Source organism: Nonomuraea sp. NPDC003201, assembly GCF_053590415.1.
The window spans coordinates 1-18,625 of sequence record NZ_JBSFTC010000004.1; the positions used below are offsets into that span (position 1 = coordinate 1).

Here is an 18,625-nt window from a genome sequence, read left to right on the forward strand (position 1 = left end):
CTGCCACGGGGCCCACGCCGGCACCTGCCACGGGGCCCACGCCGGCACCTGCCACGGGGCCCACGCCGGCACCTGCCACGGGGCCCACGCCGGCATCTGCTGCGGGGACCTGGGGCCCGCGCTGGTGCCTATCGCGGGGACTGGAGTCCCACGCCCCCACCCCGGCCGGCGTGGGGTGGATTGTCCTGGGGGGATGTTTGCCGGTGGTGGTTGGCGTGGCAGGTGGGAGGTGTCGTCTTGGGGGATGGGGTTTACCTCCGATGTATTTGAGGGCGTTAATTCGTGTATGTGAATGCAGCCATCGGAGCGGTAAAGTCGCTTCACAGGCATCGACCACCCCCAGGGGGTGTCTTTCGAGGTCACGGATCGGATGTATCCGTCTTGTCACACTTGACATGCTCTGCCCGATCGCACGAGCATCATGAATCGAGACATCCGATGTATATGAGAAGGATGCGGTGTGAAGCTGCTGCGAGTAGGACCTGTCGGCCAGGAGCGTCCGGTGGTCATGGATGACGCCGGTCACCTGCGCGACATCGGGGAGCCCGAGATTGACGGGGCTTTCCTCGCTTCCGGGGGAGTGGCGCGCGTCCGGGACGCGCTCGAGCGTGGTGCCCTGCCCGTCGTCGACGCCGAAGGGCTGCGGATCGGCGCCCCGATCGCTCGTCCGGGAAAGATCGTTTGCATCGGCCTGAACTACAGCGACCACGCCGCCGAGTCCGGGCAGGATGTCCCGGCCGAGCCGGTCGTGTTCATGAAGGCCGCGAACACCATGGTCGGCCCGTACGACGAGGTGCTCGTGCCCAGGGGCAGCGTGAAGACCGACTGGGAGGTGGAGTTGGCTGTCGTGATCGGCCAGGAGGCCCGCTACCTGGGCAGCCGGGAGGAGGCGCTCGGCGTGATCGCCGGGTACGCGATCTCCAACGACGTCTCCGAACGCGAGTTCCAGCTCGAACGCGGTGGGCAGTGGGACAAGGGCAAGTCGTGCGAGACGTTCAACCCGCTGGGCCCGTGGCTGGTGACGGCGGACGAGGTGGGCGACCCGCAGAGCCTGCCGCTGCGCCTCTGGGTGAACGGTGAGCTGCGCCAGGACGGCGACACCAAGAACATGATCTTCGACGTGGCCGAGATCGTGCGCTACCTGAGCCAGTTCATGGTCCTGGAGCCGGGTGACGTGATCAATACGGGTACGCCGGCCGGCGTGGCGATGGGCATGCCGGGGCAGCCGTACCTGCGTGAAGGTGACGTGATGGAGCTGGAGATCGAAGGGCTCGGGCGGCAGCGCCAGATGGTGGGGCAGGCATGACGACTCCTGGCGCGTACCGGATCGTCGGGATGGAGACGCACGACGTGCGGTTCCCGACCTCGCGCGAGCTCGACGGCTCGGATGCGATGAATCCGGATCCCGACTACTCCGCGGCCTATGTCGTGCTCACGACCGATGACGGGTTCGAGGGGCACGGGTTCGCCTTCACGATCGGGCGTGGCAACGACATCCAGACCACGGCCATCAGCGCGCTCGAGCCGTACGTGATCGGCAAGGACGTCGAGGACCTCGGCGCGCTCTACAAGGACATGGTCAACGACTCGCAGCTGCGCTGGCTGGGGCCGGAGAAGGGCGTCATGCACATGGCGATCTCCGCCGTGGTCAACGCCCTGTGGGACCTCAAGGCCAAGCGGGCGGGCAAGCCGTTGTGGCGGCTGCTGTCCGAGATGTCCCCCGAGGAGATCGTCGACCTCATCGACTTCCGCTACCTGAGCGACGCGCTGACGCCGCAGGAGGCCCTCCAGATCCTGGAGAGCCAGGAGGCGGGCAAGGAGGAGCGGATCAGCCGGCTCATCGAGGTCGGCTACCCCGCCTACACCACCTCCCCCGGATGGCTCGGGTACGACGACGACAAGCTGCGCAGGCTCTGCAAGGAGGCACTGGAGCAGGGCTTCAAGCAGATCAAGCTCAAGGTCGGCGCCGACCTTGAGGACGACCGGCGCAGGTTCAGGGTCGCCCGCGAGGTCTGCGGCCCCGACTTCCCGATCGCCATCGACGCCAACCAGCGCTGGGACGTCGGATCGGGCATCGAGTGGATCAACGCGCTGGGCGAGTTCCACCCCCATTGGGTCGAGGAGCCGACCAGCCCCGACGACGTGCTCGGCCACGCCGCCATCGCCAGGGGCATCGACCCCATCCCCGTGGCCACCGGCGAGCACGTCCAGAACCGCATCATGTTCAAGCAGCTCCTGCAGGCCAACGCCATCTCCTACCTGCAGATCGACTCGGCCAGAGTCGGCGGCGTCAACGAGAACCTGGCGATCCTGCTGCTCGCGGCCAAGTTCGGCGTGCCGGTGTGCCCCCACGCGGGCGGCGTCGGGCTGTGCGAGCTGGTGCAGCACCTGTCGATGTTCGACTACGTCGCGATCACCGGCTCCATGGACAACCGCGTGATCGAGTACGTCGACCACCTCCACGAGCACTTCGTGGACCCCGTGGTCATCCGCAACGGTCGTTACGCCGCACCGTCCGCGCCAGGCTTCAGCGCGGAGATGCACGCGGTGTCGATCGCCGCCCACACATTCCCCGGCGGCGAAGTATGGAGGGACGCGTGAGCCTGAAAGCGATCGTGACCGGCGGCGGGTCCGGCATCGGACTGGCCGTGGCCACCCTGCTCGCCGAGCGCGACATGACCGTTGCCTGCCTCGACCTCAATCCGCCGGGCGAGCCGTTCATCGGGATCAAGGTCGATGTCGCGGATGACGCACAGGTACGGGCGGCGGTGGCGGAGGCCGCCGAGCGGCTGGGCGGCATCGACGTGCTCGTCAACAACGCGGGCATCGGCGCTCAGGGCACCATCGAGGACAACCCGGACAGCGAGTGGCAGAGGGTGTTCGACGTCAACGTGCTCGGCATGGTCCGGGTCGCGCGGGCGGCGCTGCCGTACCTCAGGCAGTCAGAGCACGCCTCCATCGTCAACACGTGCTCGATCGCGGCCACCGCGGGCCTGCCAGAGCGCGCGCTCTACAGCGCGACCAAGGGCGCGGTGCTCTCGCTGACCCTCGCGATGGCCGCGGACCACATCCGTGAGGGCATTCGCGTCAACTGCGTCAACCCCGGCACCGCGGACACCCCGTGGGTCGCGAGGCTGCTCGACAAGGCCGACGACCCCGAGGGAGAGCGGGCCGCACTGAACGCCAGGCAGCCGATGGGCCGTCTGGTCAGCGCGGAGGAGGTCGCCGCGGCGATCGCCTACCTCGCCAGTCCCGAAGCCGGCGCCACCACCGGGACCGCACTCGCGGTCGACGGGGGCATGCAAGGGCTCCGGCTGAGGGCGTCCAACTAAGGAAGGTACCCCCCCATGAAGTTCGGATCGGCGGTCGCGGCGGCGGCCCTCTTGGCGGTCGTCACCGCGTGTGGCTCGGGCACGACAACAACCGGAGGAGGGAGCGGCGGCGGGAAGGTCGGCATCGACCACCCGCGGGCCGACTCCAACTTCTGGAACTCCTACATCAAGTACGTCCCGCAGATGGCCGGCGAGTACAAGGTGGACCTCATGCCACCCACGAACTCGCAGAACGACGTCTCCAAGCTGGTCAACAACGTGCAGGCGCTGGTGGGTCAGGGTGCCAAGGCGATCATCATGGCCCCGCAGGACACCGGTGCCATCGCCAACACGCTGCAGCAGCTGGAGAACAAGAAGATCCCCGTCGTGACCGTCGACACCCGTCCGGACAAGGGAAAGGTCTACATGGTCGTACGCGCCGACAACCGCGCGTACGGGACCAAGGCCTGCGAATTCCTCGGGGAGAAGCTGGGGGGCAAGGGCAAGGTCGTGCAGCTCCAGGGCGCGCTCAGCTCCATCAACGGCCGTGACAGGTCGGAGGCGTTCCTGGAGTGCATGAAGTCCAAGTTCCCCGGCATCACCGTGTTCAGCGAGCCCACGGAGTGGGAGGGCACCAAGGCCGCGTCCATGCTGCAGACCCGCCTGGAGCAGAACCCCGACGTCAAGGGCATTTACCTGCACGCCGGCGGCGTGCACCTGGCGCCGACGCTGCAGGTGCTGAAGCAGAAGAGCCTGCTCGTCCCGCCGAGCGACCCCAAGCACGTCTTCGTGGTATCGAACGACGGGATCCCGGAGGAGCTCGAGGCGATCCGCAAGGGCGACATCGACGCCACGGTGTCGCAGCCGGCTGACCTGTATGCCAAGTACGCGGTCTTCTACGCCAAGGCCGCGCTGGAGGGCAAGACGTTCAAGCCCGGCCCGACCGACCATGACAGCAACATCATCCAGCTCCCGAACGGCCTGGAGGACCAGCTCCCCGCGCCGCTCGTGACTAAGGACAACGTGGACGACAAGAGCCTTTGGGGTAATCAGATCAAGTGATGAAAAATCACGTTGAAGCCCGAAACGTCGTCAAGCGCTTCGGCCCCACCGTCGCGCTGAACGGTGCGGGGATCGCGATCGCCGAGGGCGAGACCCATGCGCTCGTCGGCAGGAACGGCGCGGGGAAGTCCACCCTCGTGTCGATCCTCACCGGGCTCCAGCCGGCCGATGAGGGCGAGGTGCTGTTCTCGGGAGAGGCGGCGCCCGCCCTCGCCGACCGCGACGCCTGGCGGCAGCGCGTCGCCTGCGTCTATCAGAAGTCCACGATCATCCCCGCGCTGACGGTCGCCGAGAACCTCTTCCTCAACCGCCAGTCGGCCAAGGGCGCCAAGATCAACTGGCGCGCGCTGCGGGCCAGGGCGCGCGAGCTGCTGGACACGTACGAGGTGGACGTCGACGCGCAGGCGCTGGCCGGCGACCTGACCGTCGAGCAGCGCCAGCTCGTCGAGATCGCCCGGGCGCTGTCGTTCGGGACGAGGTTCATCATCCTCGACGAGCCGACCGCCCGGCTCGACGGCCCGGCCATCGAGCGGCTGTTCGCGCGCATGCGCTCGCTGCGCGAGCAGGGCGTCACGATGATGTACATCTCCCACCACCTCGACGAGGTCTACGAGATCTGCCAGAGCGTCACGGTCTTCCGCGACGCGCGGCACATCGTGACCAGGCCGGTCGCCGAGCTTCCCCACGACGAGCTGGTCGCCGCGATGACGGGGGAGGCCACGACGGCGTACGAGTCCCGCTCCCGCACGCCTGGCGACCGGGTCGTGCTGTCGGGCGAGGGCCTCTCGCTCGGCGACCGCTACGCAGATATCGATATTTCCGTTAAAGCGGGCGAAGTCGTCGGCCTGGCCGGCTCCGCGAGCAGCGGCAAGGTCGGCCTGGCCGAGACCCTCGTCGGGCTCCGCAAAGCAGACTCCGGCACGGTCACGGTCAACGGCACCCGGGTCAGACCGGGCGACGTGCCCGCCGCCATGAAGGCGGGCCTCGGGTTCGTGCCGGAGGACCGCCACCACGAGGGATTCGTCCCGCTGCTCTCGGTGGGGGAGAACGCCACGTTCCCGATCGCCCGCAAGCTGGGCCGGTACGGGATCGTGTCGCCGGCCCGCCGACGGGCCAAGGCCGACGAGATGATCAAGAACCTCGACATCAAGACGGAAGGCCCTGATCAGCCGGTCGGCGACCTGTCCGGGGGGAACGCGCAGAAGGTCGTGTTCGCGCGGGCTCTCGTGGACGACCCGACGGTGCTGGTCGTGATCAACCCGACGGCCGGTGTCGACGTCAAGGCCAAGCAGGCCTTGCTCGGCGCGGTCGAGGACGCGGTCGGGCGGGGCGCGGGGGCCGTCGTGGTCTCCGACGAGCTCGACGACCTGCGGATCTGCGACAGGGTGCTGGTCATGTTCCACGGCAGGGTCGTCAAGGACGTGCCGCGTGGCTGGACGGACCACGAACTCGTGGCCGTGATGGAGGGCATAGAAGATTGACCACTATGACTGCGCCGGTTCCACGGGTGCGCCTGGCCAGGTTCCGTGACCTGACGCTGGTGCCGGTGATCGTGATCCTGCTCGTCGTGGGCGCGTTCCTCGACCCGACCTTCCTGACCGCGGGCAACCTCACGAACGTGCTCCAGCAGCAGGCGGCGATCTCGCTCGTCGTGCTGGCGGAGGCGATGATCCTCATCGCCGGCAAGTTCGATCTGTCGCTGGAGTCGACGGTCGGCACCGCGCCGGCCATCGCGGTGATGCTGGTGATCCCGGCGGCCGCGGGCGGGTTCGGCATCGGGCTGCCCGGCGCGCTGGTGATCCCGCTGGCCCTGCTGGTCGGCGCGGCCATCGGGGCGTTCAACGGTTTCCTGATCATCAGGTTCCAGCTGTCGGCGTTCATCGTGACGCTGGCCATGCTGATCATCGTGCACGGCCTCCTGCAGGGGCCGACCGAGGGCAAGACGCTGTTCGAACTCCCCGACTCGATCCTCTACCTGGGCAGCGCCATATGGCTCGGCCTGCCGGCGGCCATCTGGATCGCCGGTGCGCTGTTCGCGGCGGGCATCTTCGGCCTGGGCTACCTGCGGCTCGGCCGCGCGCTCTACGCGATCGGCGGCAACACCGACGCCGCCCGCGCCGCCGGCATCCGGGTGGATCGGGTGCTGTACGGGGTGTTCATCCTGGGCGGGACGCTCGCGGCGCTCGCCGGGATCCTGGAGACCGGCCGCCTCGGGGCGATCGGCAACAACCAGGGCGTCGGGTGGATCTTCATGGTGTTCGCGGCGGCGGTCATCGGCGGCGTGAGCATGGACGGCGGCAAGGGCACGATCCTGGGCGCGCTCACCGGCGTGCTGGTGATCGGCCTGGTGCAGAACATCCTGACGCTCATCGGCGTCTCCGGCTTCTGGCAGCCGGTGATCTATGGCGGGATCATCCTCATCGCGTTGATGATCAGCCGGATCGCGGGCGGAAAGGCACAGGATTGAACGGGATCGACGAACCTCCGGCCGGCTTGGACGGCGACTCGCCGGACGGGTCTCCGACCGGTCGTGACGGCGGTGTGTCGGCTGGGCACGGTGGCGGCGCGGCCGGTGATTCTCCGGGCGGGCATGATGGCGACGAGTCTTGGGTCCGGCGTGATGGCGACGAGTCGTGGGTCGGGCGTGATGGCGACGAGTCGTGGGTCGGGCGTGATGGCGGCGGGTCTTGGGTCGGGCGTGACGGTGGCGGGGTTGAGGTGTCGCGGCACGGCTTCGGTGGGGCGCCGATCGGAAACCTGTACCAGGGGGTTTCGGAGGAGCAGGCGCGGGCCACGGTCGACGCGGCGTGGGACGCCGGGGTGCGCCTGTTCGACACCGCGCCCCACTACGGGCTCGGCCTGTCGGAGCGCCGCCTCGGCGCCGCGCTCAAGGACCGTTCGGGTTACGTCCTGTCCACCAAGGTCGGCCGCCTGCTGGTGCCCGCCTCGTCATCGGGCGGTCGCGACGAGCAGGGCTTCGACGTGACCGCCGACCTCCAGCGGGTGTGGGACTTCTCCGGCGACGGCGTACGCAGATCCCTGGAGGAGTCTCTGGGACGCCTGGGGCTCCCGGCCGTCGACATCGCGCTCATCCACGACCCGGACGACCACATGGACCAGGCGCTGGCGGAGGCGTACCCGGCGCTGGCCGAGCTGCGGGCGCAGGGCGTGGTGAAGGCCATCGGCGTCGGGATGAACCAGTGGCAGGCGCTTCTGCGCTTCGTCCAGGAGACCTCCATCGACGTCGTGATGCTCGCGGGCCGCTACACCCTGCTCGACCAGTCGGGCCTGCCGCTCCTGGAGGAGTGCGCTCGTCGCGGGGTCAGGGTGCTGGCGGCGGGCGTCTTCAACAGCGGCATCCTGGCCACCCCGCGGCCGACCGGCACCTACAACTACGAGCCCGCACCGGCGTCGGTGATGGAGCGGGCGACGAGGATCGCGGAGATCTGCGAACGCCACGGCGCCACGCTGCCCCAGGCGGCCATGGCCTTCCCCCTGCGGCACCCGGCCGTCGCCTCGGTCGTCCTGGGCGCCCGCTCGCCCGAGGAGATCACCGCGAACGCCGCCCTGCTGTCCCGCCCGGTCCCGGAGGTGGTGTGGGACGAGCTGATGTCGGAGGAGTTACTGCCCAAGGAGTGACGGTGAGGCGCTGAGCCCGGCGGGGCTCAGGTGGGGATGTACAGCCAGGACTTCGAAGGCCCTGGCTCGTACGTCGAGTCGAGGCGTTTGGCCACGATCCCGGGCAGGCCCTGTTCGCGGGCGGCCTGACGGACCGGGCCCGCCTCGCCGGGCCACGACGGAGCGGTCTGCCAGTGCGCTCCCGCCAGCTCCAGCGCGTCCAACGCCGCCCGCCGCTCCGCGTAAGGCTGGTCGACCAGGGAGCGGCCGTCGTCGTACAGCAGGTCGTAGAAGACCAGGATCTCGGCGCCCCCGAGCGTGGCCACCTCCCCGTCCAGCATCGCCGTGCGGCTGCCGAACGACTCCGCGAGCCCTCGCAGCCACGGGTGCTCCCGCGCGGCCGTCGTGCGCCCGCCCTCGATGGGGACGAGCAGGCGGCGGCCACCCCACGCGAACTCGAAGGCGTAGGCCGAGACGTCCTTCGGGGGCTTGGCGCGTTCGGTCGGAAGCATGGGCTCGGGCGGCGGGAACGGGTCGCGGACCCGGGCGTCCATGCGGTGGATCATCCAGCTCTGGCCCCGGGTCCGGAACAGGACGAACCTCCCCGAAGCCCGCCCTCCGTGCAGGACGAACTTGACCTCGCGATCCGACCATTTCTCCGTCTCGTACGTGCCGGTGTCCCAGACGGTCATCGTGCCGCCGCCGTACTCGTCCTTGGGGATCTCGCCGTGGAACGTGAGGTACTCCATCGGGTGGTCCTCGGTGTGCACGGCGAGGTGGTTGGTGTCGGGGTCGGCGGGCAGGCCCTTGGGGACGGCCCAGGACACGAGGACGCCGTCGCGTTCGAGCCGCAGGTCCCAGTGGAGGGACCGGGCGTGGTGTTCCTGGATGACGAACGCGTTGCCGTCCCCGGAGGAGGGCGGCGACGGGGGGATGGGCTCCGGGGTGCGGCTGGCGTCGCGTTTGCTCCGGTATCGCTCCAGTTTGTCGGCCACGACAGGGGTACTACCCGCCCGTACTCTCCCGGACCACCAGCGGGGTACGGCATACGGATCCCGCTGGCCAAGGCGGGTTGGGTCCGTGCGGGAGACGATGGTCAGCTTGCCGTCGGAGTGCGGCGGGGCGCCGATCAGCAGGCGCACCATGGCGTCGGTGATGGACCCGGGCCTCTGCGGCGTCCTCTGGCCCGCTGCCGGCGGAAGCGTGGGCGAAGGCCTCGTCGACGATCCGGGCGAGGTCCGCCGTACGGTGCCGGCCGGCGTCAGGGGCTGGGTGGTCATCGTGGTTCCTGTGGGTCGGAAGCGGCCCGAGGGCTCGCACACGCGGGATGGCAGCGGGAGCGGTCAGGGGCGGTGCGGCCGCCGTCGCGTGCGCGGCTGCGGCGCGGTAGCGGTCGGCGGCCGGTCCGGTGACCTTCTCGCCGGCGGCGATGCGCTCGCCGGCCTCGGTGAGTGCCGGTCCGGGTCGTCATCCTTTCGGTCCGTAGGCCGACATGAGGATGTGCACGACGATGAGGACGACGATCCAGAGCATGGCGCGCCTGGTCGGTGGGGGGCCGCCGCGCAGCAGCGAAATGCCCAGGGGGATGAAGGCGACACAGAGGCCGCCCACGGCGATGAAGGACTGTGGTTCGGTGCCTTTGAGCGTCCCGAGCGCGAGCGCTGACATCAGGCCGAGTGCGATCGAACGGCCCAGCCCCAGGGCGCCGGAGCGGTAGGCGCCGATGGCCAGCACGACCCAGCCGAAGAAGGCCGGTCCGGACATGGCCCTGAACGGATGCCAGACTGTCTCCCGCCATGCCAGGTAGTAGCCGTCGATGCCGTTGAGCATGGTGTGCAGGCCAAGGCTGTCGGTCAAGTGAAAGGCCAGGTGATCGGTGCCGAACTGGAAGGTCCGGGTGAACAGGCCAACGATCACCAGGCAACCGCCCCACAGTCCCCACAGCGGGTTGGTGGCGGCGATCGTCTGTGCCAGCGTCATGACCGCCGGCCACAGCAGCACGAACCCGCTGGCGAAGCAGACGTAGGCGGCGGTGATGAGGGCGGGATGCTGGGTGTAGGCGACGAGCTGATAAGGGACGAAGTAGTAGAACGGGGAGCGCAGGAGAGTTCCGGCCATGATCAGAGTGGGGCCGCCGATCAGCGAGATGGCGCTCACCCATCGGCCGGGGAACGGGGGCCGGCGACCCAGGTTGGCAGCGGCGTTGGCGGCCCGCCGGTCGGCGTCGGTCTGCCGCCATCGCGTGAATTGTCCGCGAAGATCAAGGTTCATGGATTACCGCCCGTCTTGTCTGCTTCGGAGTGCTCCGGCTTGGTATGCCGGGGGCGCTCTAGCATGGTGAAGGGCAAGGCAGCGCACGCGCGTCTGGCTCAGGTCGCATCTTGGTCGGCAGGCACGAGCAAGGGATACGACCCCAGACGGAGGTGCATGTCCGACCGTGGGCAGATGCCGAGTGATCTGCTGAGGCGGTAACTTCCCGTCATGGAGTGGGCTCGGCGGATCGGTGGAAGGGGTGCTGCCGACGCGGCGGTGGCCGTCATCGTGGCGCTGACCGTCGGATACGCCATTGTTGACCCGCCCGGGCCGTCGTCGCCGTGGCCCGCTTGGTCGGCTTGGCCGGTGGCGGCGGTCGTGAGCTTTCCGGCTGCGGTCCGGCGGCTCTGGCCGCGGACCATGCTCGCTCTGGCCTGCGCCGCGAGCGCTGCGGTGACCGTGGTCGGCGCCGTCGCGGCAGGCATGATCTGGCTGACTTTCGTGCCGACCGTGCTCGTGCTGTACCTGGTGGCCGCCACCGCCTCGGCCGTCTGGTCGGTGACGGGCCTGGCCGCTTGCACGCTCGCCGCGGTGACCGCAATTCTGATCTTCTACGATCAGGTGCTCCCCGGCCTCGCGCCCGCGGCGTCGCCCACCGAGATGCCGCCGTACTGGCCGGTGGAGATCGGTGCGACCGGCATCTTCCTGGCCGCCGGGTGGGCCACGGGAACGGTCGTCCGCTGGAAGCGGGACACGACCGCCCGCCTCGTCCGCCACCTCGCCGAGGCCGCAGTGGCCGACGAACGCAGGCGCATCGCCCGCGAACTGCATGACGTGATCGGCCACAGCATGAGCCTGATCGCCGTCAAGGCCACTGTGGCCAACCATGTCGCCGACGTGCGTCCGGAGGAGGTACGCGCCGCGCTGGCCGTCATCGAGCAGACCAGCCGTAGCACGCTCGCCGAGATCCGCCGAGTGCTCGGCCTCCTGCGGTCCGACGGCGATCTGCAGGAGACCGATGTGCCTGTTCCCGGCATGGCGAACCTGCCCGAACTGGCCGCCCATGCCCGCTCGGCCGGGGTCGAGGTGGACCTGACTGTCCGCGCAGAGGCCGAGCTGTCACCCGCGGTCGCGGTGTCGGTGTATCGGATCGTGCAACAGGCCCTGACCAACGTTGTCACTCACGCGGGGCCCACCCATTGCTCGGTCACCGTGGACGTCGATGGGTGGGCAGCCGTTATCGAGGTCGTCGACGACGGCCCTCGCCATGGCCGCCCGCCGCGAACGGCTCCCGGCGGACACGGTCTGATCGGGATGCGCGAACGGGTCAAGATGTACGGAGGTACGTTCAGCGCAGAATTCCGGCCCGAGGGAGGCTTCCGCGTGGCGGCTCGACTGCCCTACAACCCGAACGGCACCGTGACATGACCACCGACACCGGCCTGCACGATCCGCCCCCGCCCATCCGAGTCCTGCTCGCCGAGGACCAGGTCCTGATACGCGACAGCCTCAAGATCCTCATCGACGCCACACCAGGACTGGCCGCCGTCGGAGAGGCGGGCACCGGCGCCGAAGCCATACTCCTGGCCCGTCGGCAGCGACCGGACGTCGTCCTCATGGACGTGCGGATGCCGGACATGGACGGCATCGAGGCGACCAGGCGCATCTGCGCCGACCCTGACAGTGCCGGCATCCGCGTGCTGATTCTCACCACGTTCGATCAGGACGAATACGTATACGCGTCGCTCAGAGCCGGTGCCAGTGGATTCCTCGTCAAGAGCGCCACAGCGACCGAGCTCTTGGCCGCCATCCGAGTCGTCGCCGCCGGCGAAGCGCTGCTCGCGCCCACCGTGACCCGTCGGCTTATCGCCGAATTCCTGCGCGGTCCTCACCCCGTCCCGGTCATGAGAGATCTCAGCGACATCACCCAACGCGAGCGTGAGGTGCTCACCCTCGTCGGCAGGGGAATGTCCAACTCCGAGATCGCCGAGCACCTTCACCTCACGGTCGGCACGGTCAAGACCCACATCAGCCGCCTCCTGGCCAAATTGCACGCCCGCGACCGAGCCCAGCTCGTCGTTGCCGCCTACGAAGGCGGGCTCATCACCATCTCGGACGGTCGGCGGTAACCAGTCGGCCCCCTTCACAAACGGCGGCCCTACCTTTGCCCGTCTATCCGTACCGTCCTCTGGAGAAGCCAATAGCGGCCTGGAGGCGGCGAGCACATGGCCCGCCAGGCCACCCTGCCCGACGTCCCGATGGGCGTCGTCCTCAGCGAGCAGGGCGGCACCAACCCCTGGTAGCGGGTCAGTCGAGATCGAGCGCCTTGCGCAGCCACGACTCCACGCCCGCCACGTGCACGGTCGCCCAGGACCGGGCCACGTCGGCCTGGCGGGCGGCGATGGCCTCGTAGATCGCGGTGTGCTGCTCCCGCGTCTTCTGCATCGCCCCCTCCTGGGTGAGCCCGCGCCAGATCCTGGCCCGAGTGGTCGGACCTGACAGGCTCTCGATGAACGAGCAGAGGACGCTGTTCCCGGAACCCCGCGCGATCCGCTGGTGGAACTGGAGGTCGTTGGCCACCAGCTCCTCGACCGTCGGCTCCGCGGGCAGGGACTCCAGGATCACGCGGAGTTCCTCGATGTCGGCGTCGGTCATCAGCTCGGTCGCCATCGCCGTCGCGGCCGGCTCCAGGATGCGCCTGACCTCGAAGAACTGGATCACCGTGTCGTCGCGGTGCAGGTCGAGCACGAACGACATGGTGTCCAGCAGCAGCCGCGGCTCCAGGCTGGTCACGTACGTGCCGTCGCCCTGACGTACGTCGAGCACGTTGATCAGGGACAGGGCGCGCACGGCCTCGCGCAACGAGTTGCGCGACAGGCCGAGTCGCTCGGCGAGGTCGGCCTCCTTGGGCAGCCGGTCGCCGGGGGCCAGCTCGCCCGAGAGGATCATCTGTTTGATCTTGTCGATGGCCGCGTCGGTGACCGCCACGCTTCTCTCCCTAGACATCGGATGTCTAGGAGTCTAGAGCCTGGAAGCGGACGGGATCGACACCGGGGACCCGGCGAACTTCGCCTCTGGCCTCCAGAGCGCGCAGATGCGCCGCGGCCTCCCCGGCCGCCATGCCCTTCAGCATCGGGGACAGGTCGTCCCAGGGCCTGTTCCACGTCATCATCGCGGCGACCTCCCAGATGGTCAGCGGCTCCGGCCGCTGGGCCAGGAGGGCGCGCAGCCGTACGAGCTTCTCATCGTGATGGTGGCGGATCTGGGCGGCTCGCGCGGCCACATCAGGAAATATCCATTCGTGTGCGGGCAACGCGTCCAAGGGCCCCAGGTCGGCGACCCGGTCCAAGGAATCCAGGAAATCGCCCAATGGATCTACATCGTCCCGGTCATACGGATAAATCCCGACGTGGGGGGTGATGTCGGGGAGGACGTGGTCGCCGGTGAACAGCCGGTCGGCGTCCTCCAGATGCAGGCAGATGTGCCCCGGGGTGTGGCCGGGCGTGTGGACGGCCCGGAGTTTGCGGCCGGGCAGGTCCACCAGGTCCCCGTCACGTAACCGGCGGTCGGGCAGCGCCGGCGGGGTCGGGCGGCTCACCGCCTGCCGCGCCTCGCCAGGATCGGCCCCGGCCCGCCGGAGCATGTCGGACTGGAAGCTCTCATGCTCCTCGGCCGCGTAGTCGTGCATGAGCCTGACCAGCGCCGCGTCGTCCTCGTGCATCGCGATCCACGCGCCGGACACGTCCTTGACCTGCCCCGCGAGCCCGGCGTGGTCGGGATGGAAATGGGTGACGACCACCCCGCTCACCGTGCGCACGTCGATCCCGACCGCGGCGAGGCCGCCGCTGAGCGCGTCCCAGGCGTCCGGATGGTTCCACCCGGCGTCGACCAGCACCGGCCCCTTGGGGGACTCGAGGGCGTAGACGAGCGTGTAGCCGAGCGGGTTGCCCGGGATCGGCACCGGCACGCTCCACACCCCGCCGCCGAGATCCTGCGGCCGCTGCTCCGCGTACGGCCTACGTCTGCTCTTCATGCGCCCCCCGATCGGGTAATGAGTGTCACCGGCCGAGCCCTCAGCCGGCCCGCTCGAGAATGGTGGCCGTGGCCAGCGCCCCGCCGGCGCACATCGTGACCAGCGCGGTCGCCGAGTCCGACCGCTCCAGCTCGTGCAGCGCCGTGGTGATCAGCCGCGCGCCCGTGGCGCCGACCGGATGGCCGAGCGCGATCGCGCCGCCGTTGACGTTGACGCGGTCGAAGTCGGGCTCGTGCACGCCCGCCCACGACAGCACCACCGATGCGAACGCCTCATTCACCTCGAACCTGTCGATGTCGCCGATCGTCATCCCGGCCGCCGCCAGCACCTTGGCCGTCGCCTCCACGGGCCCGTCCAGGTGATAGTACGGCTCCGCGCCGATGAGCGCCTGCGCCAGGATCCGAGCCCTGGGCCGCAGCCCGTGCCTGGCGGCCGCCTCCTCGCTCATCACCAGCACCGCCGCGGCGCCGTCGGAGATCTGCGACGAGGTGCCCGCGGTGTGGAGGGCGCCCTCGGCGACGGGCTTGAGGTTGGCCAGGGTCTCGACCGTGGTCTCGCGTAAGCCCTGGTCCCTGCGTACGTCCCCGACCGGCACGATCTCGCGCTCGAACCGCCCGTCGGCCCACGCCTTGGCCGCCAGCCGCTGGGAGCGCGCCCCGAGCCAGTCGAGCCGCTCCCGCGTCAGCCCGCGCCGCCGCGCGATCCGCTCGGCCGCGGTGAACTGGTCGGGCAGGTCGATGCTCCAGTCGTCCGGCTTGGCCGTGGCGGGCCGCACGTTGCTGCCGAGCGGCGCCCGGCTCATGACCTCGACGCCGCACCCGATGCCGGCCTCGATCACGCCCGCGCGCACCAGGGCCGCCGCGAGGTGCACCGCCTGCTGCGACGATCCGCACTGCGCGTCCACCGTCGTCACCCCGGTCCGGTACGGCAGCCCGGCATAGAGCCACGAGTAGCGCCCGACGTGCCCGCCCTGCTCGCCCGCCTGGGTCACGCACCCGGCGAACACCTGCTCGACGGCCGCCGGGTCGAGCCCCGACCGCTCGACGAGGCCGTTCAGCGCGGTAGCCAGAACCTGTTGCGGTTTGTGCCCGGCCAGCCAGCCGGCTCGCTTGCCGATGGGAGTGCGTACGGCCTCGACGATCACAGGTGTGCCCACAGTCGCCTCCAGAACGATGCTCTGGCGAGACTGTAACGCGTTCTACTTTGTCGTGGAACCCTCCAGCGTCGACGGCAGCCCGAACGTCTCGAACAGGCTCTCCTCGAAGAACATGCCGACGTGCCGGATCTGCTCCCCGGCCAACGTCACCACCATGATCGCGAACTGCCCGTAGACGCCGTTCTCGCGGTGGTACACCGCGAACGCCGGCTGCCCGTTGGCGGCGATCGGGACCAGCTTGAGGTCGCCGGGGCCTTCGGCCGGGCACTGCGTCCTGGTGAGCTCCATGATCGCCTCGGGCCCCTGGTACCAGCCGACGAACGGCGGCATCTCCCAGACCGCGTCCTTGGTGAACAGGTGCACCAGGCTGTCGACGTCATAGTTCTCGAACGCCGCGACATAGCGGTCGAGCTGGGCCCGCTGCTCGGCCGACAGCGGCTCGACCGGGTCGTCGAGGCTCGGCTGCACCTCGTTGAGCTGGGCGCGGGCGCGTTGAAGGATGCTGTTGACGGCCGCGGTGGACGTCTCCAGCGCCTCGGCCACCTCGGCGGCCTTCCACCTGAGCACGTCACGCAGCACCAGCACCGCCCGCTGCCGCGGCGGCAGGTGCTGCAGCGCGGCGATCAGGGCGAGCCTGATGCTCTCGCGGCCGGCCACGATCGTGGCGGGATCGTCGCCGCCGACACCCGTCAGGGCGTCGGGCACGGGCTCCAGCCACGGCACCTCGTGGTCCGACACCAGGGGAGCGGTCGGCTCGGTGCTGGGGGCACTGAGACCGGTGGGCAGCGGCCGCCTGCTCCGGCTGTCGAGCGCGGTCAGGCAGGCGCTGGTGGCGATGCGATAGAGCCACGTGCGCAACGAGGAGCGCCCCTCGAAGCCCTCATAGGCCCGCCACGCGCGCAGATACGTCTCCTGGACGAGGTCCTCGGCGTCGTGCACCGAGCCCATCATCCGGTAGCAGTGCGCCAGCAGCTCGCGCCGCATCGGGTCAGCCTGTTGGAGGAACTCCTCGTTCGTCGGCTTGTCGGTCATACCCCCTGTATAGACGTTGCCACTGACATATCGGCGAGTTCTGATGGCGATTAAGACGAACCTTTTACGGACCCAAAGAAATGACCATGATGCGGTCAGCGGGGGACGGTGAGGACGATCTTGCCGGTGACCCGGTTCGTCTCGCCGAGCTCGTGCGCCTTGGCGGCCTCCGCCAGCGGCAGGGCGGCGGCGATCTCCGCGCGCAGCCTCCCCGCCTCGACCAGGGCCGCGAGCGCGCGCATCGCGGCGTGGTCGGGCTCCACCAGCATGGCCTCCGAGCGGATGCCCAGCTCGGCGGCCTGCCGGTGCAGGTCGGGGTCGAGCTCCCGGAGCACCAGCGAGACGATCGTGCCGCCCTTGCGCAGGGTGCGCAGCGAACGCGGCCCGTAGTCGCCGCCGATGGTCTCGAGCACCACGTCCACGTCCCGCACGACCTCGGCGAAGTCCTCGCTCCGGTAGTCGACCAGCTCGTCGGCGCCCAGACCGCGCAGGAACTCGTGCTTGGCCGCGCTGGCCGTCCCGATCACGTACGCGCCGCGCGCCTTGGCGATCTGCACCGCCAGGTGCCCCACCCCGCCGGCGGCGGCGTGAACGAGCACGCGCTGGCCGCCCTTCAGCCCGGCGACGTCCACGAGCGCCTGGTACGCGGTCAGCCCCGCGAGCGGGATCCCGGCCGCCTGGACATGGTCGACGGCGGCGGGCTTGCGCACGAAGTGGCGGGACGGCGCGGTGACGTACTCGGCGAAGGCGCCGTGCGCGTCCGGGTACTTGAGCATGCCGAACACCTCGTCGCCCGGCTTGTAGAGCGCCTGCCCGACGCCCGAGTCCTCGACCACGCCCGAGACGTCGTAACCGAGCACGAACGGCAGCCTGTCGCGCAGGAAGCCGCCGCCCGCGCGGGTCTTCCAGTCGGTCGGGTTCAGCCCGGCCGCCTCCACCCGCACCAGCACCTCGGTCGGGCCGGGGACGGGCCGCTCGACCTCAACCGTCTTCAGAACCTCAGGGCCGCCCAGGACGTCCTGGCTGATCGCTTTCATCTTCATGGGACCCAGCCTGCTGGTTCGGGGACCGGGCCCGCGAGTGGCCCAAAGGTCATGATGTGTAAAAATCGGGCCATGCATCGCGTTGCCGTCCTCGCCGTGGACGGGGTCATCCCGTTCGAGCTGAGCGTGCCGTCCAGGATCTTCCGCGCCGCGCAGGGGCCCGGCGGCGAGCCGCTGTACGACGTGGTCACCTGCACGGTCGACGGCCGCCCCGTGGCCACGGCCGCCGACTACTCCATCGCCGTCGAGCACGACGCGAGCGTGCTGGCGAGCGCGGACACGGTGGTGGTGCCCGCCGCGGAGTGGTTCGCCGGGCTCACGGACGCGGACTCGCTGCCCGCCGGGCTGGCCGCGGCGCTGGCCCGGATCCGCCCCGGCACCCGGATCGTCTCCATCTGCATCGGCACGTACGTGCTGGCGGCGGCCGGGCTGCTCGACGGCCGTCCGGCGACCACGCACTGGCGGGACGCCGAGCGGTTCGCCGCCGCGTTCCCGAAGGTGCGGATGGACGCGGACGTGCTGTTCGTGGACGACGGCGACGTGCTCACCTCGGCCGGCGCCGCGGCCGGGGTGGACCTCTGCCTCCACCTCGTCCGCCGCGACCACGGCAGCCGGGTCGCCAACCAGGTGGCCAGGGCCTGCGTGGTGCCGCCGTGGCGGGACGGGGGCCAGGCGCAGTACGTCGAGCACCCGGTGCCCGAGCCGTCCAGCGTCGGCACCGCCCCCACCCGGGCCTGGGCGATGACCCGGCTGGGCACGCCGCTCCGGCTGGACGACCTGGCCGACCACGCGGGGATGAGCAGGCGCACGTTCACCCGGCATTTCCGGCAGGAGGTGGGGCTGAGCCCGGGGCAGTGGCTGACGCAGCAGCGGATCGCGCTGGCCAGGCAACTGCTGGAGAGCACCGACCTGCCGGTGGACCGCGTCGCGGACCGCGCCGGCTTCGGGACGGCGGCGTCGTTCAGGCAGCACCTGCAGGCGGCGGTGGGGGTCTCGCCGCACGCGTATCGGCGCACGTTCCACATGAGGTGATCGGCCCACCGGACACCACTTGGGTGGCCCACTGTGCGCGCCGTAACGGCGGCGCGCCACTGAAGGGTCAGCGGCCGTTTCCTGG

At 69.9% G+C, this 18,625-nt stretch carries 17 protein-coding genes; 10 read left to right on the top strand and 7 right to left on the bottom strand.

The window, feature by feature from the left end:
• The first annotated feature begins 460 nt into the window (after nucleotides 1-460).
• From ACWDX9_RS03275 to ACWDX9_RS03305, 7 genes are all read left to right on the top strand, one after another.
• Nucleotides 461-1,306, top strand: coding sequence for a fumarylacetoacetate hydrolase family protein (locus tag ACWDX9_RS03275; protein ID WP_397371505.1), 846 nt, complete (start codon nucleotides 461-463; stop codon nucleotides 1,304-1,306).
• A complete protein-coding gene (locus ACWDX9_RS03280; protein ID WP_449948404.1) occupies nucleotides 1,303-2,601 on the top strand; it encodes an L-fuconate dehydratase in 1,299 nt (432 codons plus the stop codon). Before ACWDX9_RS03275 ends, ACWDX9_RS03280 begins: the two co-directional genes overlap by 4 nt.
• Nucleotides 2,598-3,332 (top strand): SDR family NAD(P)-dependent oxidoreductase, encoded by a 735-nt coding sequence (locus ACWDX9_RS03285; RefSeq protein ID WP_449948407.1) that lies wholly within the window; start codon nucleotides 2,598-2,600, stop codon nucleotides 3,330-3,332. The genes ACWDX9_RS03280 and ACWDX9_RS03285 overlap by 4 nt, the downstream gene beginning before the upstream one ends.
• A gap of 15 nt (nucleotides 3,333-3,347) precedes the next feature.
• Nucleotides 3,348-4,373, top strand: coding sequence for a sugar ABC transporter substrate-binding protein (locus tag ACWDX9_RS03290; RefSeq protein WP_449948410.1), 1,026 nt, complete (start codon nucleotides 3,348-3,350; stop codon nucleotides 4,371-4,373).
• On the top strand, nucleotides 4,373-5,854 hold the full coding sequence (locus ACWDX9_RS03295; RefSeq protein ID WP_449948413.1) for a sugar ABC transporter ATP-binding protein: 1,482 nt from the start codon (nucleotides 4,373-4,375) through the stop codon (nucleotides 5,852-5,854). Before ACWDX9_RS03290 ends, ACWDX9_RS03295 begins: the two co-directional genes overlap by 1 nt.
• Before the next feature lie 5 nt (nucleotides 5,855-5,859).
• Nucleotides 5,860-6,840, top strand: coding sequence for an ABC transporter permease (locus tag ACWDX9_RS03300; protein ID WP_449948416.1), 981 nt, complete (start codon nucleotides 5,860-5,862; stop codon nucleotides 6,838-6,840).
• 251 nt (nucleotides 6,841-7,091) lie between these two features.
• A complete protein-coding gene (locus ACWDX9_RS03305; protein WP_449948419.1) occupies nucleotides 7,092-8,012 on the top strand; it encodes an aldo/keto reductase in 921 nt (306 codons plus the stop codon).
• A 26-nt stretch (nucleotides 8,013-8,038) separates the two neighbouring features.
• On the opposite strand, the gene ACWDX9_RS03310 is transcribed toward ACWDX9_RS03305, so the two are convergent.
• Both ACWDX9_RS03310 and ACWDX9_RS03315 read right to left on the bottom strand, forming a co-directional pair.
• Nucleotides 8,039-9,136, bottom strand: a complete 1,098-nt coding sequence (locus tag ACWDX9_RS03310; protein WP_449948423.1) for a DNA polymerase ligase N-terminal domain-containing protein — start codon at nucleotides 9,134-9,136, stop codon at nucleotides 8,039-8,041.
• A 322-nt stretch (nucleotides 9,137-9,458) separates the two neighbouring features.
• Nucleotides 9,459-10,262, bottom strand: a complete 804-nt coding sequence (locus ACWDX9_RS03315; protein ID WP_449948426.1) for a hypothetical protein — start codon at nucleotides 10,260-10,262, stop codon at nucleotides 9,459-9,461.
• Nucleotides 10,263-10,520: 258 nt separating this feature from the next.
• On the opposite strand from ACWDX9_RS03315, the gene ACWDX9_RS03320 reads away from it, so the two are divergent.
• Nucleotides 10,521-11,672: a sensor histidine kinase gene (locus ACWDX9_RS03320; RefSeq protein ID WP_449948428.1), complete on the top strand. Its 1,152-nt coding sequence runs from the start codon at nucleotides 10,521-10,523 to the stop codon at nucleotides 11,670-11,672.
• Nucleotides 11,669-12,373, top strand: a complete 705-nt coding sequence (locus ACWDX9_RS03325; RefSeq protein WP_449948431.1) for a response regulator — start codon at nucleotides 11,669-11,671, stop codon at nucleotides 12,371-12,373. The genes ACWDX9_RS03320 and ACWDX9_RS03325 overlap by 4 nt, the downstream gene beginning before the upstream one ends.
• Before the next feature lie 178 nt (nucleotides 12,374-12,551).
• Here the strand turns inward: ACWDX9_RS03325 and ACWDX9_RS03330 are convergent, their stop codons facing one another.
• From ACWDX9_RS03330 to ACWDX9_RS03350, 5 genes are all read right to left on the bottom strand, one after another.
• On the bottom strand, nucleotides 12,552-13,232 hold the full coding sequence (locus tag ACWDX9_RS03330) for a FadR/GntR family transcriptional regulator (protein ID WP_449948434.1): 681 nt from the start codon (nucleotides 13,230-13,232) through the stop codon (nucleotides 12,552-12,554).
• A 25-nt stretch (nucleotides 13,233-13,257) separates the two neighbouring features.
• Entirely contained in the window at nucleotides 13,258-14,277 is a 1,020-nt protein-coding gene (locus ACWDX9_RS03335; RefSeq protein WP_449948437.1) for an MBL fold metallo-hydrolase, read from the bottom strand.
• Between the two features lie 40 nt (nucleotides 14,278-14,317).
• On the bottom strand, nucleotides 14,318-15,433 hold the full coding sequence (locus ACWDX9_RS03340) for a steroid 3-ketoacyl-CoA thiolase (protein ID WP_449948440.1): 1,116 nt from the start codon (nucleotides 15,431-15,433) through the stop codon (nucleotides 14,318-14,320).
• Between the two features lie 42 nt (nucleotides 15,434-15,475).
• A complete protein-coding gene (locus ACWDX9_RS03345) occupies nucleotides 15,476-16,465 on the bottom strand; it encodes a sigma-70 family RNA polymerase sigma factor (RefSeq protein ID WP_449948443.1) in 990 nt (329 codons plus the stop codon).
• Nucleotides 16,466-16,560: 95 nt separating this feature from the next.
• On the bottom strand, nucleotides 16,561-17,502 hold the full coding sequence (locus ACWDX9_RS03350) for an NADP-dependent oxidoreductase (RefSeq protein ID WP_449948723.1): 942 nt from the start codon (nucleotides 17,500-17,502) through the stop codon (nucleotides 16,561-16,563).
• A gap of 78 nt (nucleotides 17,503-17,580) precedes the next feature.
• On the opposite strand from ACWDX9_RS03350, the gene ACWDX9_RS03355 reads away from it, so the two are divergent.
• On the top strand, nucleotides 17,581-18,540 hold the full coding sequence (locus ACWDX9_RS03355; protein WP_449948446.1) for a GlxA family transcriptional regulator: 960 nt from the start codon (nucleotides 17,581-17,583) through the stop codon (nucleotides 18,538-18,540).
• Nucleotides 18,541-18,625: the final 85 nt, after the last annotated feature.

Coding starts and splice junctions, on each gene's coding strand:
- ACWDX9_RS03355 (WP_449948446.1), top strand. CDS start 17,581: ATGCATCGCGTTGCCGTCCTCGCCGTGGACGGGGTCATCCCGTTCGAG.
- ACWDX9_RS03335 (WP_449948437.1), bottom strand. CDS start 14,277: ATGAAGAGCAGACGTAGGCCGTACGCGGAGCAGCGGCCGCAGGATCTC.
- ACWDX9_RS03290 (WP_449948410.1), top strand. CDS start 3,348: ATGAAGTTCGGATCGGCGGTCGCGGCGGCGGCCCTCTTGGCGGTCGTC.
- ACWDX9_RS03315 (WP_449948426.1), bottom strand. CDS start 10,262: ATGAACCTTGATCTTCGCGGACAATTCACGCGATGGCGGCAGACCGAC.
- ACWDX9_RS03300 (WP_449948416.1), top strand. CDS start 5,860: ATGACTGCGCCGGTTCCACGGGTGCGCCTGGCCAGGTTCCGTGACCTG.
- ACWDX9_RS03310 (WP_449948423.1), bottom strand. CDS start 9,136: ATGGTGCGCCTGCTGATCGGCGCCCCGCCGCACTCCGACGGCAAGCTG.
- ACWDX9_RS03280 (WP_449948404.1), top strand. CDS start 1,303: ATGACGACTCCTGGCGCGTACCGGATCGTCGGGATGGAGACGCACGAC.
- ACWDX9_RS03350 (WP_449948723.1), bottom strand. CDS start 17,502: ATGAAAGCGATCAGCCAGGACGTCCTGGGCGGCCCTGAGGTTCTGAAG.
- ACWDX9_RS03325 (WP_449948431.1), top strand. CDS start 11,669: ATGACCACCGACACCGGCCTGCACGATCCGCCCCCGCCCATCCGAGTC.
- ACWDX9_RS03295 (WP_449948413.1), top strand. CDS start 4,373: ATGAAAAATCACGTTGAAGCCCGAAACGTCGTCAAGCGCTTCGGCCCC.
- ACWDX9_RS03345 (WP_449948443.1), bottom strand. CDS start 16,465: ATGACCGACAAGCCGACGAACGAGGAGTTCCTCCAACAGGCTGACCCG.